The sequence below is a fragment of the Peribacillus sp. NPDC076916 genome (genome assembly GCF_050269675.1).
GTDB classification, from domain to species: Bacteria; Bacillota; Bacilli; order Bacillales; family DSM-1321; genus Peribacillus; species Peribacillus aracenensis.
On sequence record NZ_JBNNIU010000016.1, the window covers coordinates 1 to 15,822 of the forward strand.

General features: G+C 41.0%; 13 protein-coding genes, 9 tRNA genes and 1 rRNA gene. 19 read left to right on the forward strand and 4 right to left on the reverse strand.

Features of this window, described 5'->3' with window-relative positions; genetic code table 11:
* Positions 1–114: 114 nt before the first annotated feature.
* From rrf to rocF, 11 genes are all read left to right on the forward strand, one after another.
* Positions 115–230, forward strand: a 5S ribosomal RNA gene (gene rrf / locus ACQKFG_RS25125).
* A gap of 45 nt (positions 231–275) precedes the next feature.
* A tRNA-Asn gene (locus tag ACQKFG_RS25130) sits at positions 276–350 on the forward strand.
* A 3-nt stretch (positions 351–353) separates the two neighbouring features.
* Positions 354–426 (forward strand) — tRNA-Thr (locus tag ACQKFG_RS25135).
* A gap of 31 nt (positions 427–457) precedes the next feature.
* A tRNA-Glu gene (locus tag ACQKFG_RS25140) sits at positions 458–532 on the forward strand.
* A gap of 10 nt (positions 533–542) precedes the next feature.
* Positions 543–618 (forward strand) — tRNA-Val (locus ACQKFG_RS25145).
* Positions 619–633: 15 nt separating this feature from the next.
* A tRNA-Thr gene (locus ACQKFG_RS25150) sits at positions 634–709 on the forward strand.
* Between the two features lie 18 nt (positions 710–727).
* Positions 728–811 (forward strand) — tRNA-Tyr (locus ACQKFG_RS25155).
* Between the two features lie 104 nt (positions 812–915).
* Positions 916–990, forward strand: a tRNA-Gln gene (locus ACQKFG_RS25160).
* A 3-nt stretch (positions 991–993) separates the two neighbouring features.
* Positions 994–1,065, forward strand: a tRNA-Gly gene (locus ACQKFG_RS25165).
* Positions 1,066–1,088: 23 nt separating this feature from the next.
* Positions 1,089–1,164: transfer RNA gene (locus ACQKFG_RS25170), tRNA-Ala, on the forward strand.
* Between the two features lie 206 nt (positions 1,165–1,370).
* Complete coding sequence (gene rocF / locus ACQKFG_RS25175) at positions 1,371–2,273, forward strand: arginase (RefSeq protein WP_342614899.1); 903 nt, start codon at positions 1,371–1,373, stop codon at positions 2,271–2,273.
* A 138-nt stretch (positions 2,274–2,411) separates the two neighbouring features.
* On the opposite strand, the gene ACQKFG_RS25180 is transcribed toward rocF, so the two are convergent.
* The gene (locus ACQKFG_RS25180) at positions 2,412–2,597 is read right to left on the reverse strand and encodes an aspartyl-phosphate phosphatase Spo0E family protein (RefSeq protein WP_192207461.1); all 186 of its coding nucleotides are present in this window, start codon (positions 2,595–2,597) and stop codon (positions 2,412–2,414) included.
* Between the two features lie 172 nt (positions 2,598–2,769).
* Between ACQKFG_RS25180 and sigW the strand changes: the two genes are divergently transcribed.
* From sigW to ACQKFG_RS25215, 7 genes are all read left to right on the forward strand, one after another.
* A complete protein-coding gene (gene sigW, locus ACQKFG_RS25185) occupies positions 2,770–3,333 on the forward strand; it encodes an RNA polymerase sigma factor SigW (protein ID WP_063236211.1) in 564 nt (187 codons plus the stop codon).
* A 16-nt stretch (positions 3,334–3,349) separates the two neighbouring features.
* Complete coding sequence (locus ACQKFG_RS25190) at positions 3,350–3,973, forward strand: zf-HC2 domain-containing protein (protein ID WP_427563793.1); 624 nt, start codon at positions 3,350–3,352, stop codon at positions 3,971–3,973.
* A gap of 218 nt (positions 3,974–4,191) precedes the next feature.
* On the forward strand, positions 4,192–5,016 hold the full coding sequence (gene cdaA, locus ACQKFG_RS25195) for a diadenylate cyclase CdaA (RefSeq protein ID WP_034304935.1): 825 nt from the start codon (positions 4,192–4,194) through the stop codon (positions 5,014–5,016).
* A complete protein-coding gene (locus tag ACQKFG_RS25200; protein WP_427563795.1) occupies positions 5,009–6,367 on the forward strand; it encodes a CdaR family protein in 1,359 nt (452 codons plus the stop codon). The genes cdaA and ACQKFG_RS25200 overlap by 8 nt, the downstream gene beginning before the upstream one ends.
* Positions 6,368–6,423: 56 nt before the next feature.
* Positions 6,424–7,773 (forward strand): phosphoglucosamine mutase, encoded by a 1,350-nt coding sequence (glmM, locus tag ACQKFG_RS25205; protein WP_427563797.1) that lies wholly within the window; start codon positions 6,424–6,426, stop codon positions 7,771–7,773.
* Between the two features lie 451 nt (positions 7,774–8,224).
* On the forward strand, positions 8,225–10,027 hold the full coding sequence (gene glmS, locus ACQKFG_RS25210; protein WP_427563799.1) for a glutamine--fructose-6-phosphate transaminase (isomerizing): 1,803 nt from the start codon (positions 8,225–8,227) through the stop codon (positions 10,025–10,027).
* Positions 10,028–10,301: 274 nt separating this feature from the next.
* On the forward strand, positions 10,302–10,673 hold the full coding sequence (locus tag ACQKFG_RS25215; protein ID WP_427563801.1) for an iron chaperone: 372 nt from the start codon (positions 10,302–10,304) through the stop codon (positions 10,671–10,673).
* A 130-nt stretch (positions 10,674–10,803) separates the two neighbouring features.
* On the opposite strand, the gene ACQKFG_RS25220 is transcribed toward ACQKFG_RS25215, so the two are convergent.
* Genes ACQKFG_RS25220 through ACQKFG_RS25230 form a run of 3 tightly spaced genes read right to left on the reverse strand, consistent with a single transcriptional unit; the run spans position 10,804 to position 14,278 of the window.
* Positions 10,804–11,838 (reverse strand): sensor histidine kinase, encoded by a 1,035-nt coding sequence (locus tag ACQKFG_RS25220; protein ID WP_427563803.1) that lies wholly within the window; start codon positions 11,836–11,838, stop codon positions 10,804–10,806.
* Complete coding sequence (locus ACQKFG_RS25225) at positions 11,835–12,509, reverse strand: response regulator (protein ID WP_427563805.1); 675 nt, start codon at positions 12,507–12,509, stop codon at positions 11,835–11,837. Before ACQKFG_RS25225 ends, ACQKFG_RS25220 begins: the two co-directional genes overlap by 4 nt.
* A gap of 23 nt (positions 12,510–12,532) precedes the next feature.
* A complete protein-coding gene (locus ACQKFG_RS25230) occupies positions 12,533–14,278 on the reverse strand; it encodes an ABC transporter ATP-binding protein (protein ID WP_427563807.1) in 1,746 nt (581 codons plus the stop codon).
* Between the two features lie 365 nt (positions 14,279–14,643).
* Between ACQKFG_RS25230 and ACQKFG_RS25235 the strand changes: the two genes are divergently transcribed.
* Complete coding sequence (locus ACQKFG_RS25235; protein WP_369619804.1) at positions 14,644–15,813, forward strand: ATP-grasp domain-containing protein; 1,170 nt, start codon at positions 14,644–14,646, stop codon at positions 15,811–15,813.
* Positions 15,814–15,822: the final 9 nt, after the last annotated feature.

The window sequence follows — 15,822 nt, forward strand, 5'->3', positions numbered from 1 at the left end:
TGGAGCTGACTGATACTAATAGATCGAGGACTTAACCAACGCTTTAAAAAAAATGAAATACCTTCTTATTATCTAGTTTTGAAGGAATGAAAATTCTTCAAAAAATGAATATAGTCTGGCAATGATGGCGAAGAGGTCACACCCGTTCCCATTCCGAACACGGAAGTTAAGTTCTTCAGCGCCGATGGTAGTTGGGGGTTTCCCCCTGTGAGAGTAGGACGTTGCCAGGCTATTCATTTAAATCTTTAAATGGGTTTTAGGAAACATTATATTATTCCGCAGTAGCTCAGTGGTAGAGCATTCGGCTGTTAACCGAACGGTCGTAGGTTCGAGTCCTACCTGCGGAGCCATATGCTTCCATAGCTCAGTAGGTAGAGCACTTCCATGGTAAGGAAGAGGTCAGCGGTTCGAATCCGCTTGGGAGCTTCCCAATCTATCTATGAACGCAAAACAGATCGGCCCGTTGGTCAAGCGGTTAAGACACCGCCCTTTCACGGCGGTAACACGGGTTCGAATCCCGTACGGGTCACCATTTTAAATCCGGAGGATTAGCTCAGCTGGGAGAGCATCTGCCTTACAAGCAGAGGGTCGGCGGTTCGATCCCGTCATCCTCCACCATTTCATTCTTTACTTGCCGGTGTAGCTCAACTGGTAGAGCAACTGACTTGTAATCAGTAGGTTGGGGGTTCAAGTCCTCTTGCCGGCACCACTTACAACCATATATTGCGGAGGGGTAGCGAAGTGGCTAAACGCGGCGGACTGTAAATCCGCTCCTTCGGGTTCGGCAGTTCGAATCTGCCCCCCTCCACCATTTTAATAAAATCCTGTGGATTAGTTATATATTCTCTGTATTGGGGAAGTATATGATTACCACCTTTTTATTTTGTTGAACATTAAACATTGCATATCATATATTGGGCTATAGCCAAGCGGTAAGGCAACGGATTTTGATTCCGTCATGCGAAGGTTCGATCCCTTCTAGCCCAGCCATTTGCGGAAGTAGTTCAGTGGTAGAATACAACCTTGCCAAGGTTGGGGTCGCGGGTTCGAATCCCGTCTTCCGCTTAATAAATTTTAAATCCCTTAAAGGGGCCTTAGCTCAGCTGGGAGAGCGCCTGCCTTGCACGCAGGAGGTCAGCGGTTCGATCCCGCTAGGCTCCACCATCAACTACATACACCAAAACTTACGTCTTAAGCCAAAAGTGGTTTAAGACTTTTTTTTGTTTAAGACATGTTTGGGTAAGCTAATCCCCAGAAAGATTTTATTTCACAAATAACATATGTGATAGGAACGTGCATTTTTATACATGGGAATGTCGAGTTGAACCAACCGGCATATACGATATAAAATGATGGAAAGGGGGAATTGTATGTCTATTCAGAAAATTTCCGTCATCGGACTGCCTATGGACCTTGGTCAAGCAAGGCGGGGGGTGGATATGGGACCTAGTGCCATTCGCTGCGCAGAGATTATCGAGCGTCTTGAAAAGTTGAATATAGAAGTGGAGGATTTAGGAGATATCATTGTAGGGCGTCCTGAAAACGCAGATGAGCCTGGGACAAATCTAAAAAACCTACAGCTTGTAGCGAAGGGTAACTCCCTGTTAGCAACAAAAGTTGATGAAATAATAGAAGGGGGTTCCTTTCCGCTTGTATTGGGAGGAGACCATTCCATAGCTATAGGTACACTGGCAGGAGTCGCAAAGCACTATGAAAATGTGGGTGTGATTTGGTACGACGCACATGGGGATTTAAATACGGAGGATACTTCACCATCAGGGAATATACACGGTATGCCCCTAGCTGTCAGTATTGGGCTTGGACATCCGGACCTAATCAATATCCATGGTTTTGCTCCAAAAGTGAAACCGGAAAACATCGTAATAATTGGAGCAAGGTCATTGGATGAAGGTGAAAAAGAACTTATCCGTGAGAAAGGGATTAAAGTATACACGATGCATGAGATCGACCGCATGGGAATGACACGGGTGATGGAGGAATGCATTGATTATTTAAGGGAAAGAACGGATGGCGTCCACCTGTCATTGGATTTGGATGGAGTTGACCCAGCAGATGCACCCGGAGTGGGGACACCGGTGATTGGTGGTATAAGTTATCGGGAAAGTCATTTGGCCATGGAATTGCTTGCGGAATCCAACTTGATTACATCAGCTGAATTCGTTGAAGTGAATCCAATTTTAGATGAGCGGAATAAGACGGCGATCGTTGCCGTGGCCCTAATGGGTTCGCTATTTGGAGAAAAATTATTATAACTGAAAAAATAAAAGAAACAGTAACCGGCTTGTAATGGGTTACTGTTTTTTATATGCTAGAAGACGTAGGTTTATTTACTAGGGCGTATGTAACAGGAACATATCTATAGATAATTGGTTGCAATCGTAAATCCATATTCACTTGAGGGCACTTCTGTTATTGAGATCTCCATTTTTAGTTAAATGGATGTATTGGATGATTAAAGAATCCAGTTTACTGCTAACTTCAACAACTTCATTATCCACCATCGAAGAACGGGAAGCCAAAAACATCATTTTCTGTCTGTATTGTTCAATATGGACTAAAATTTGTTCTGCAGTCATATAGAGAAACACTCCCTTAGATTTTACAATTTCTTACTATATAGCCCTGTTTTTTTTTTCTTAAACATAAAATGTAAAACTTTGTTAAAATTAATGTATTAAATTTTTGAAACCTTTTAGCTTACGATTCGTAGTAATCGTATAGCCGCATGAGCGGGGGTAATACCGGAAAATGGATGCACTCATTAAAGAGAGAATTAATCAAGTATTAAAGGGAGACCATAATGCATTTGGAGAAATTGTCGAAATATACAAGGACAAAGTGTTCCAAATATGTTTCAGGATGCTCGGAAACAGGCAAGAAGCAGAAGATTTGGCACAAGAGGCCTTTGTAAGGGCCTACGTGAATATTCGAAGTTTCAATATACAAATGAAATTTTCTACATGGTTATACCGGATTGCGACCAATCTTTGCATTGACCGGCTTCGCAAGAAAAAACCGGATTACTATTTAGATGCAGAGGTGGCAGGAACAGAGGGATTGAATATGTATTCCCAAATTGCATCGGATATGGCGAAACCCGAGGAAGAGGTTGAATCTTTAGAACTACAGGAAACCATTCAAGTGGAAATAATGAAATTGCCCGAGAAATACCGGTCGGTAATCGTATTGAAGTATATTGAAGAGTTATCCCTAAAGGAAATCAGTGAAATACTCGATTTGCCTGTCGGTACGGTCAAGACGAGGATACATCGTGGTCGGGAAGCCTTGCGTAAACAACTACGCCATTTATAAAAAGAAGGTGAGAAAAATGAACTGCCATGAGGAAATCATTGAATATATGCATGATTATTTAGATGAGGACATCAAACCGGAGCATAAAGAAGTTTTACGGGAGCACTTGCATAACTGTGCTGAATGCCGGGAGTACTTTCATGAAATGAAAAAGGCGGTCGCTCTTGTACAAAGCACTTCCCATATAAAGGCCCCGGATGACTTTACAGCAAAGGTTATGGCTCAATTGCCAAAGGAAACGAAAACAACAGGTGCCAAACGTTGGTTCAAAAGCCATCCCTTCATGACAGCGGCAGCGATGTTCATCATATTGATGACAGGATCTGTTTTCTCCACTTATAATCAGGACGAACATTTTTCAGTATCAAAGCAGCCTAACTTAGTGGTCGAAGGTGAAACGGTGATTGTGCCTGAGGGTGAGACAATCAAGGGGAATGTGGTAGTTCAAAATGGTAACATTCAAATAGATGGTGAAGTAGAGGGAGATGTGACAGTCATAAATGGGCATAAATATATGTCAAAAGCAGGGAATGTGACTGGAAGCATCCATGTTATTGACCAAGCTTTTGAGTGGATGTGGTATAAAGTAAAGGATACTGCAACCTCGTTGGTTCCTGCTAAAGAGGAGGAAAAGGAATAAGGAATAGAAGCTGGGAGAGGGCACCGTTTTTTCATTTACGGTGACTTCGCTCAGCTTTATTTTTTAAGGGAAGGGGACCCTTTTACATGATTCGTTTTTCCTATGTAAATTTCTCACACTAGTTTTTAGATGTATCATTTAAAAAATGGTATACTATTAAGGTTATCGTATAAAGATTGTAATTTGTATTTGGAGTAATACTGACTGGAGGAAACAACATGTCTTTAACCAACTTGACTGTTTGGGACTATGTAGTAAATTTCATTGATATTCTCCTTGTATGGTTTGTGATATATAAATTGTTAACTATTATTCGGGGTACAAAGGCTATTCAGCTGCTAAAAGGAATTTTTGTAATTGTCATTGTAAAAAGCTTAAGCAACCTGTTTGGTTTCAATACACTCGGATGGTTAATGGCACAAGTCATGAATTGGGGAGTATTGGCGATTCTCGTCATTTTTCAACCTGAACTGAGAAGAGCACTTGAACAATTAGGACGCGGGAAGCTCTTTGCAAGGGGCACCGTTCCGGAAGAGAATCAGCAAGAGCGTTTAGTCGAAGAAATTCTAAAGGCGTCCACCTATATGGCAAAAAGGCGGATCGGAGCCTTGATTACTATAGAAAAAGGTACGGAGCTAGGGGATTATGTTGAAACGGGGATACCTCTAAAATCCTATATCTCTTCAGAACTGCTCATTAATATCTTCATCCCTAATACGCCGCTCCATGATGGCGCAGTTATTTTGCAAAATAACCAGGTGGCAGCTGCAGCTTGCTATTTGCCATTATCAGAGAGTCCATTCATATCAAAGGAACTTGGAACGCGGCATAGGGCAGCCATAGGCATGAGTGAAGTTACGGATAGTCTTACGATTGTCGTTTCAGAGGAAACGGGAGGGATATCCGTCACTAAAAACGGGGAACTTTACCGCGATTTGAATCAAGAATCATTTAGGGCCATGCTTACAAGTGAACTGGTAGTGGAAAACATCAAATCAACTTCCTCAAGCATCTTTAACTGGAGGGGGAAAAAGAATGGATAAATTCACCAATAGCGCTTGGTTTATGAGAATCGTAGCTTTTGCCTTGGCGGCACTTTTATTCATTTCCATTAACTTTGAGATGGAGTCGGATAAGAAATCCCTTGGTTTATCGACTGCCCCTGAAATCAGCACGGAGACCATTGAAAATGTACCGGTCGAAGTGTACTATGACCGTGAGAATCTAGTGGTGAGCGGAGTGCCGGAGACGGTTGATGTTACTCTAAAGGGAGCAAAAAGCTTATTGATCAATGCGAAAAACCAAAGGGACTTTAAAGTGTATGTAGACCTTTCCGATCCTGCAATCTCAATGGGGGACAGAACTGTCACATTTAAAATAAGTGATTTGAATGAAAAGTTAGTGGCAACGATCGATCCGGAATATGCAGAAGTCAACGTTCAGGAACGGGTGACGAAGGAATTCTCCGTTGAAGCCGAGTATAATAGCTCTTTACTTGAAGAGGGATATACCGCTGGCCAGCCAACAGTCAGCCCTAAAACTGTCAAAATAACGGGTGCTAAAGATGCGATTGAACAAATTTCCTATGTAAAGGCAAACCTTGAAATAAGTAAGGGGCTTAACGAAACGGTGAACGGCAAGGCAACCGTAAAAGCCCTGGACAGGGACTTGAATAAGCTGGATGTGACGATCGAGCCATCTACTGTTTCAGTTTCCTTAAAAGTGAGCATTCCTTCCAAGACGGTGTCGATAGCACCGAAGCAAACTGGCAAGGCAAAGGATGGCATCAGGATCACGAGTATGAGTGTTGACCCGAAAGAGGTCACCTTATTTGGTTCGGAAACGGACCTTGAGAAAATAGATGTAGTAAATCTTCCTGTAAATATCTCGAAAATTGATGGTGATACAGAACTGGAACTCGATCTTGATAAACCGGAAAGTGTACAAAAAATGTCCTTGGGTAAGGCAAAGGTCAAGATTCGTACAGAGAAAGTTGATGTGGATGAAGATAATGCAGAGCCAGTCGTAGAAGAGGAAAAACCAGAAACCGAACAAAAACAAGAAGAACAAGTAGTCAAAGAAGAAGAGAAAGAAGATGAACCGGCTGCCATAGAGTCTAAAACCTTCAACAATATACAAATAGTGCCTGTGGGCATACAGGATGACCAAAATGCCGAATTGGAATCCGATGTAACCAGCATCACTTTGCTTGGTGAGGCGGATGATTTGAAGAAAATAACTAAAGACGACATTAATCTTACAGTAGATGTGAGTAATTTAGATGAAGGTACGCATGATGTGGATTTGGCGGTAACAGTGCCTGAGGGAGTGGAATGGGAACTGGATTCTAAAACGATTTCGGTCACCATCACACAGAAAGACGAAGAGACATGACCTTCCTTTAACATCATCATTAAATTCAGTAACGATTCGAAGAAGGAGCGATAAAGATGGGTAAATATTTTGGAACAGACGGAGTCAGGGGTATAGCGAATAGCGAATTAACACCGGAGTTGGCATTTAAACTAGGCCGTTTTGGTGGCTACGTGCTTACTAGAAATACAGAAAAACCCAAAGTGCTGATAGGACGCGATACTCGAATTTCAGGTGAAATGCTGGAAGGTGCGCTTGTTGCCGGTCTTTTATCCATTGGAGCTGAAGTGATGCGCCTGGGTGTCATTTCGACACCGGGAGTTGCCTATTTAACAAAGGCCTTAAGTGCTGAAGCAGGTGTCATGATTTCCGCTTCTCATAATCCGGTAGCGGATAATGGGATTAAATTCTTTGGACCGGATGGGTTTAAGTTATCCGATGATCAAGAAGCGGAAATTGAAGCACTATTAGATATGGAAAAGGATGAACTTCCACGCCCTGTAGGCGGGGATTTAGGCCATTTGAACGATTATTTCGAAGGAGGGCAAAAGTATCTCCAGTACTTGAAACAATCAGTGGATGAAGATTTTACAGGCATTCATGTTGCTCTTGATTGTGCACATGGGGCGACATCTGCCTTGGCCATGCATTTGTTTGCAGATCTTGATGCAGACATCTCTACGATGGGAGCATCGCCCAATGGCTTGAACATTAATGATAAGGTAGGTTCCACCCACCCTGAGGCACTTGCTGAATTCTTAAAAGAAAAAGGTGCGGATGTCGGACTTGCATTCGATGGTGACGGAGACCGAGTCATTGCGATAGATGAAAAAGGGAATATAGTGGACGGCGACCAAATCATGTATATCTGTGCGAAATACTTAAAAGAAAATAACCGTCTGAAACAGGGAACAGTGGTTTCTACGATCATGAGCAACCTTGGTTTTTATAAAGGTCTTGAAGAGCATGGTATACAAAGCGCCCAGACGGCAGTGGGGGATCGCTATGTGGTCGAGGAGATGCGAAAAGGCGGCTATAACCTTGGCGGCGAACAATCCGGACATATCATCTTCCTGGATTATAACACGACAGGCGACGGCTTATTGACGGGCCTGCAGCTCGTGAACATCATGAGTGACACCCAAAAAACCTTATCGGAGCTCGCTGGCGAGATGAAGAAATATCCACAAACGCTGATCAATGTCAGAGTTACCGATAAACACGCAGTAACCGATAATGAAAAGGTACAGGAAGTCATCAAGGCAGTCGAAGCGGAAATGAACGGGAACGGCCGTATTTTGGTGAGACCATCCGGTACTGAACCGCTAGTCCGTGTAATGGCTGAAGCACCGACAGCTGAGGAATGCACTAATTATGTAGAGCGCATCGTCGCAGTGGTAAAAGCGGAAATGGGTATGAATGAATAACTAATCCTATGCATAAAAGGAACGAAATTTCCTTTTATGCATATTTTTTATAAAGAAGTTCTTTTTATAGGTCTTGGTAATAAAGAATTGACCTATGTCCCTTGTTTAAGGTATGATTATCCTGATTTACAACAATCGTTGTCATGAAAAGGAGGGTAGACAAGGAACGGATTCATAAAAGCGCCTGAACTAAGTCTGGACGAGAAATGGCTTAGTTGACGAGGAGGAGGTTTATCGAATGATCGGCGGATACCTCCCGGCTGAAGTGCACAGCCGCAGTAATTCCAATCTTAAAACAGTAGGGCAACTTACTGCACAAAGGGTTGGAAATGCACAAAGGGAAAAAGTGCTTTAAAGCATTTCCTTTATAAAAAATATATATCAGAGATGAGGGGGCAGGGATGCCCCCGTGCATTCCTGTTCCCTCGAATCGGTTGGAGGAACAGAAATTATGTGTGGAATTGTTGGATATATTGGACTTAACGATGCAAAGGAAATTTTATTAAAAGGTCTTGAAAAACTTGAATACCGCGGTTATGACTCTTCAGGAATTGCTGTGAGAAATGAAGCAGGCGTTACAATCTTTAAGGAAAAAGGAAGAATCGCGGACCTACGTGGAGCCGTGGATGAAAATACTATGGCGCATACTGGAATAGGACATACACGCTGGGCCACCCATGGTGTGCCAAGCCGTGAAAATGCCCATCCTCACCAAAGTAATTCAGGTCGATTGACTTTAGTTCATAATGGGGTCATTGAAAACTATGCGATTCTAAAACGTGAATATTTGAAGGATGTTGCCTTTAAAAGTGAAACGGATACAGAAGTCATCGTTCAACTCATCGAGAAGTTCGTGAACGAGGGCATGGAAGTGGAAGAGGCATTCCGTCAAACACTCACTCTATTAGAGGGTTCATATGCGATTGCCCTATTGGATGCTGAAAATGATGAAACCATCTTAGTCGCAAAAAATAAAAGCCCGCTGCTGATCGGTGTCGGAAAAGACTTTAACGTTGTCGCTTCTGATGCAATGGCCATGTTGCAAGTCACAGATCAATTCCTTGAACTGATGGATAAGGAAATGGTTATCGTGACAAAAGAAAAGGTAACGATCAAGAACCTTTCCAACGAAGAAGTCATGCGTGCTCCGTACACTGCTGAACTGGATGCAAGTGATATCGAAAAAGGTACGTATCCGCACTATATGCTTAAAGAAGTCGACGAGCAGCCAGCTGTCATACGTAAAATCATTCAAGCATACCAAAATGAAGAAGGTAAACTTGCAATCGATTATAACATTACTGAAGCCGTAAGTGAGGCTGACCGTATTTATATCATCGCTTGCGGAACCAGCTATCATGCAGGATTGATTGGTAAGCAATTCATCGAAAAAATGACTGAAATTCCGGTTGAGGTTCATGTGGCATCTGAATTCACCTACAATATGCCGTTATTATCGAAAAAACCGTTATTCATCTTCATTTCACAAAGTGGTGAAACTGCAGATAGCCGTGCCGTGTTAGTGTCCATCAAAGCGCTTGGTCATAAAGCCCTGACCATCACGAACGTACCTGGCTCTACATTGTCACGTGAAGCGGATTATACGCTCTTGCTGCATGCCGGCCCTGAAATTGCCGTAGCCTCGACTAAGGCTTATACAGCTCAAGTGGCAGTCCTATCGATCTTAGCGAATGTAACTGGCCAATTCCGTAACATGGAGTTTGATTTCGACCTTGTAAAAGAGCTTGGAATCGTTGCGACAGCAATGGAAGCCCTATGTGATTCGAAAGAAGAGATGGAAGACATTGCCCGTGAATACTTGTCCGTTACGAGAAACTGCTTCTTCATTGGCCGTTCCCTTGACTACTATGTTGTGCTTGAAGGGGCCCTTAAGCTGAAGGAGATTTCTTACATCCAGGCGGAAGGCTTTGCTGGCGGAGAGCTGAAGCATGGAACGATCGCCTTGATTGAAGAAGGTACACCTGTCATAGCCCTTGCTACGCAAGCAGGCGTCAACCTAAGCATCCGTGGTAATGTAAAGGAAGTGGTTGCCCGTGGCGCAAACCCTTGCATCATTTCCATGAAGGGGCTTGAAGAAGAGGATGACCGTTTCGTCATCCCGGAAGTGAATGAACTATTAACACCCCTTATCTCTGTTATCCCGCTGCAGCTCATTGCTTACTACGCAGCCTTGCACCGTGAATGTGACGTGGATAAACCACGTAATCTTGCGAAAAGTGTAACGGTTGAGTAAGTCGGAATGAATGCAATGTATGTTATGTAGATCTAAATAAAGATTAACTGTTTATAAAGAGTTGCGAAGCTTCACCCCTTTGGCTATGATTAGCCATAGGGGTGTTTTTTTATGTCTAAAAGAACGGGAACCTCTCAAGTTGACAAGTGGATTAAAGAAGGCCGAGGAATCGGTGTGCAGTGTAAATAAAGCCGTTTAATACATATTGATTATGATACGGATGAGGGGAAAATGACATTATTCAAAAAAATTTTCAATTTTAGGAGAGAATGACATGGAAGTTTTTGCAGAATTTTTAGCGAAGATTGATGACCCGCAACATCGGGACCGAACGGAAGAAGTTTTGGCTTGGGTAACTAACAAATATCCAAATTTAATTCCGAAAATCGCGTGGAATCAGCCTATGTTTACCGATCATGGCACATATATCATTGGCTTTAGTGTAGCCAAACATCATTTGGCTGTTGCCCCTGAAATAGCAGGGATTAATCATTTCTCTGATGAAATCGTGCAGGCTGGCTATGATCACACCAAGCAGTTGGTGCGTATCAAGTGGGATCGCCCGGTTGATTACTCATTACTTGAGAGAATGATCGAGTTTAATATTTTGGATAAGGCAGACTGTTCAACTTTTTGGCGGAAATAAAAAATCACTTTATTAAGGGTGAAGTTAATTTTTATCAAACTTTTTACTACATAGATTTTAAAAACAGCTGCCATTGCAGCTGTTTTTTATTAATATGATTGTTAAAAAAACTTTAAAATGACAAAACCCTTCACGAAATAGGCAGCAGAATGGTGAAAGTCGTTCCCTTATCGAGCTCACTTTTTACGGATATGGTCCCTTCATGCATTTCAATAATCTTTTTCACGATGGATAGGCCTAAACCGCTGCCGCTTTTTGTACGTTCCCTTGCCAGGTCGGCTTTATAGAATCGTTCGAATATATGGAACTGGTCTGTTTCAGATATGCCAATTCCATTGTCGGATATCGTTATGGATGCCAGGTCATCAATCTGTTGTAATCGAATCGTGATCTTTCCACGATGGCGGTTGAATTTGATACTATTGTGTATTAAATTTGTCCATACATGGCTCATTAAATCCTGGTCTGCAAAAATTCGAATCTTTTCTAAAGATATATCCAATTCGAGTTCTTTTTCCAACCACGTCGGTTCACAAGCCAAAATAATGGTTCGTATCTGCTGATCCAGCCGGAAGTCTGTCTTTTCAAAAGGATGATGCTCGGATTCCAGGGATGTAAGCTTTAGAAGGTTTTCGCTTAATTTGGATAATCTCCTGCTCTCTGTCTCAATTATATGAAGATAATGATTTCGTTCTTCGATTGTCAGCTTATTATATTGAAGAGCTTGGGCAAATCCTACGATGGAGGTTAGGGGCGACTGTATTTCGTGTGAGACGTTAGAGATGAATTCCTGCCGCATTTCTTCCATTTGCTTTAATTGCTTGGCCATGTGATTGAAGTGGTTAATGATATCGGTCATTTCGTTTTTCCTATCGATTTTAAAATCCAATTGTACATTATAATCGCCATTTGCTATTTTCCTTAAGGCATCAATGATCTCGAGGTAAATATTTGCCCGTTTATTGTGATGGATGGCATGCATAAGATATCCAATGAATATCATGATTGCGATGCTTGTCATGATTGTGGTCAGATACCGAACAAAATCGGATAACCTTAATGGCAATAGCTCAATGATATAGTACCCGGCCGAAAAGCAAACTGAATTAAACGTAAGAAAAAACAATATGCCAAGCATTTTTTTGAAAAATCGATTGCTTCTCATCTCGTTATCTCCAAACGGTAGCCCAATCCCCAAATCGTTTTAATCCGGAAGGGGAATTCCGATTCCGGAAACCTTTCTCTTACTCTTTTAATATGAACATCGACAGTTCGTTCATCACCTTCATAATCATAGCCCCAAATGTCTTCAATAAGATCTTCCCTGGAAAAAGTTTTTCCAGGATAGCTTGCTAATTTAAACAACAATTCGAATTCTTTTAATGGAATCGTATATTCCTGTTCTTTGAATGACATTTCATGCGTGTTGCGATTCAGCTTTAATTCGCTGATATTTAATGTTTGTGAAATAGTGATTTTATACCGTTTAAGCAATGCCTTTATTCTAAGAACCAATTCGATCGGTTCAAATGGCTTTACAAGATAATCATCTGCCCCAAGGCCGAATCCTTTTACTTTTTGTGTTGTTTCCCCTTTTGCAGTCAGCATTAAAATGGGAATATCACTAAATTCCCTCAACTCTTTGCATAATTGCCAACCATCCATGTTAGGCATCATAATATCGATGACTGCCAAATCAATTTTCACCTTCTCCATTAATTTCAATGCTTGCAGTCCATCTGAGACTTCATATAAATCAAATCCTTCTTTTCTTAACAACAGGTTTATAAGTTCACGAATATGTGCATCATCATCGACTATTAATATTTTTGTCATCCTTCTTCTTTCCTTTCGGTGAATTAGGCCAGTTCAAGTTTGTGTAACTGCTGTTCTGCAAATTCGCGATATAATGAGTGTGTATTATAAAGCTCTTTATGTGTTCCGCTTCCTGTTATTTTGCCTTTTTCGAGGAAGATGATTTGATCTGAACCTATGACGGTTGATAGACGATGGGCGATTACTATTGTTGTTCGACCTCTCATTAAATCATTTAACGCCTGTTGAACCACTTTTTCTGATTTGCTGTCTAGACTGGAAGTAGCTTCATCAAGCATTAATATTTTAGGGTTTCTTAAAAATGCACGAGCGATCGCGATTCTTTGTCTTTGGCCGCCTGATAATTTCATGCCCCTTTCACCAACCTCTGTATCATATCCGTTCGGAAGCTCAGAAATAAACTGATCTGCATATGCCATTTTAGCCACTTTATTCAATTCATCATCCGTTATATCCCCATCGATGCCATAACAAATATTATCTCGAATTGTACCCGATACAATCGGGCTTTCTTGTGAAACATACCCAATCTGGCTTCTCCATGAAAGCAGTGTGAAGTCATTTATGGATTTCCCGCCTATAGAAATGGATCCTTGCTGTGGTTTGTAGAAACGCTCGAATAAAGAGAAAAGTGTCGTTTTTCCGCTGCCGCTTGGTCCGACAATTGCAGTGACCTTACCAGCTTCAACGTTAAAGCTTATATCTTTAAGTACCTGTTCTCCATTATTGTAACTATAGTTCAGGTGATCCACGCTGATAGATTGACTTATATTTTGAACTGGCTGCTTCGCATCTTCTTCCTCCACTGAATCCAATATGGAAATGATGCGCTCTGTTGCACCCGTTGCTTTTTGAAATTGTGTAAAGAAACTGGCTAATTGAGCCATTGGCATGATTATTTGGAAAAGATACATGATGAATGCAACTAGGGCTCCAGCTGTCAGGGCTCCTGAAGAAACACGCATTCCCCCATAACCTAAAATCAGCACGAGTAAGGCCATCATGACAAAACTCATTAGCGGTGCAATCAACGCTTGGATTTTTGCTTCTTTTAATCCGAATTGAAATAACTTATGGATTCCTTTTTTTCCATTTTGATATTCCAATGCTTCTGCATTCGATGCTTTAACAAGACGTATTTCCATTAGCACCTGCTGAAGGACTGAGGTGAAGCTTGCTGTCTCATCCTGCATCCCTTTTGAAATTTTATGCATTTTTTTCCCTAGTGGCATTAATATCAAAACAGAGAGTGGAATTGCAATGAACATCAATAATGTCATTTTCCAATCGAGGACGAATAAAACGATCATGGAACCTACGATGGAAATGATTCCAGTAACGAAATTAGCGAGGTGTTCAGAGATTAATCCCTTCACTACAGTTGTATCGTTTGTCATTCGGCTGACTGTTTCTCCCGAAGGATGTTCATCAAAATAACTCACGGGCAATACGAGTAATTTTTTCCATAGTTGATCACGGATACCCGCCACTACAGATTGACCGATCCGATTTAATAAATAGATGGAAAATCCACTGGCCAATGCTTGAACGATGATGGCAAGAACGAGAAGGGTGATCCGTTCAGTGCTTAGTGAGCTGATCGAAAAATCATTAATTAGATTTTTGGTGAATAAAGGGACTAATAAACCTACACCCGTTGTACCAAGGCTTAATGCCAATGCAATCCCTATCATTAGTTTAGAAGGCTTCGTTTGTTGAACTAACCGGATGAACTGGCGCCATCCCTTTTGTTTTTTTTCTTCTGACATATGAAATACATCCTTTCTTGATCTTCATAGGGCAAGTATATAAAGAAGTTATGAATTGAATATGAACTAGTCTTAATTATTCCAAGAAAATTACTGGTGAACTTTTTCTGAATGATAAATTTGAAAAAATATGGCGGACACTTAAAATAGTGTCGGCTCTTTTTAATGAAAATACAAGAAAATTAAATATGCTTTTTTCATGCCCTCATATGCATTTTGAATTTGGGAGTATAGGTAAAAAGATATATTAACATTTTGATTTTTAATGGATTTTTAATAATAAATACCTATATAAGCTAAATACTTACCACTTTTAACCGATTAAATATGGAGATACAAAAAACAGTATAAGTTAGGTGGAAAAAATGATTATTTTGAATGAGTCCATTGTGTCGCCAATTCTTCTAAAGGTGTTGGAGGAACAGCAAATTCCAGTGCTGGAACAGGGGCAATGGGGAGACACATTAACATCAGAAAAGCTAAACATTCAAAAGGATACAGAATTTTTCATGTCCATGGAAAAGGACAAAAGAATTCTTACAAACTCTGAAAATGGCATAACATTATTGGGTCATTTTCTACCAAATAGCAATGAGTACATTTGGTCAAAGTTATTGAAGGATAAGAGTCAGGTGCGAAATTTGACGAAATCTTTATATCCTGATTTCTATTTCCAAGATATTGATTTATCTATAATAAGTGACCTGGATAAAAATCAAATACCGTTTCCGGTAGTTATTAAACCCAATATTGGCTATTCGAGTGTAGGGGTCCACAAAGTCAAGAATGAGCAGGATTGGGATATAGCCGTGAATCAGCTAAAAGCGGACTTACTTCATTCGGATGGATTATATGATTCAGAAGTGGTCGGTTCCCAGACCGTTTTAATAGAAGAGTGGATTCAGGGTGAAGAGTATGCCATTGATGGCTATTACAATCAAGATGGTGAACCGGTCATTTTGAATGTCTTCAAACGATTATTCAAGGATGATTACGATACTTCCGATCGAATTTATTATACTTCGAAGTTGGCCATTAACGAAATCTATCATGATGCACTAAAGTTCATGAAGAATATTCAAACGGTCCTTCCACTTAGGAATTACCCTGTGCACTTTGAAATTCGCAAAAAGGAAAACCGGGTGATACCCATTGAAATCAATCCCCTGCGTTTTGCTGGGGCAGGTACAACGGATCTAGGTTACCATGCCTATGGAATGAATATGTATGAACACTATTTTTCAGGAACGAAACCCGATTGGAATCGGATATTGGAAGAGATGGACGATCATATATATAGCTTTTTCTTTGCAGAGGTACCACTGGAAATAAATCCGGAAGATGTTTCATGTATGGATCATGATGGACTCCGTCATGAATTCGAACATGTTATGGAATATAGGCAGCTTCCTTTTCAAAATGACCGGAGCATGGCAATCATCTTTTATAGAAGTGAGGATTTGAATGAAAATCTCCAATTGCTCCATTTGGACTTAATACCATATTTGACTATAAAACACCTGGTTTTCATCTAAGGGGGGCAT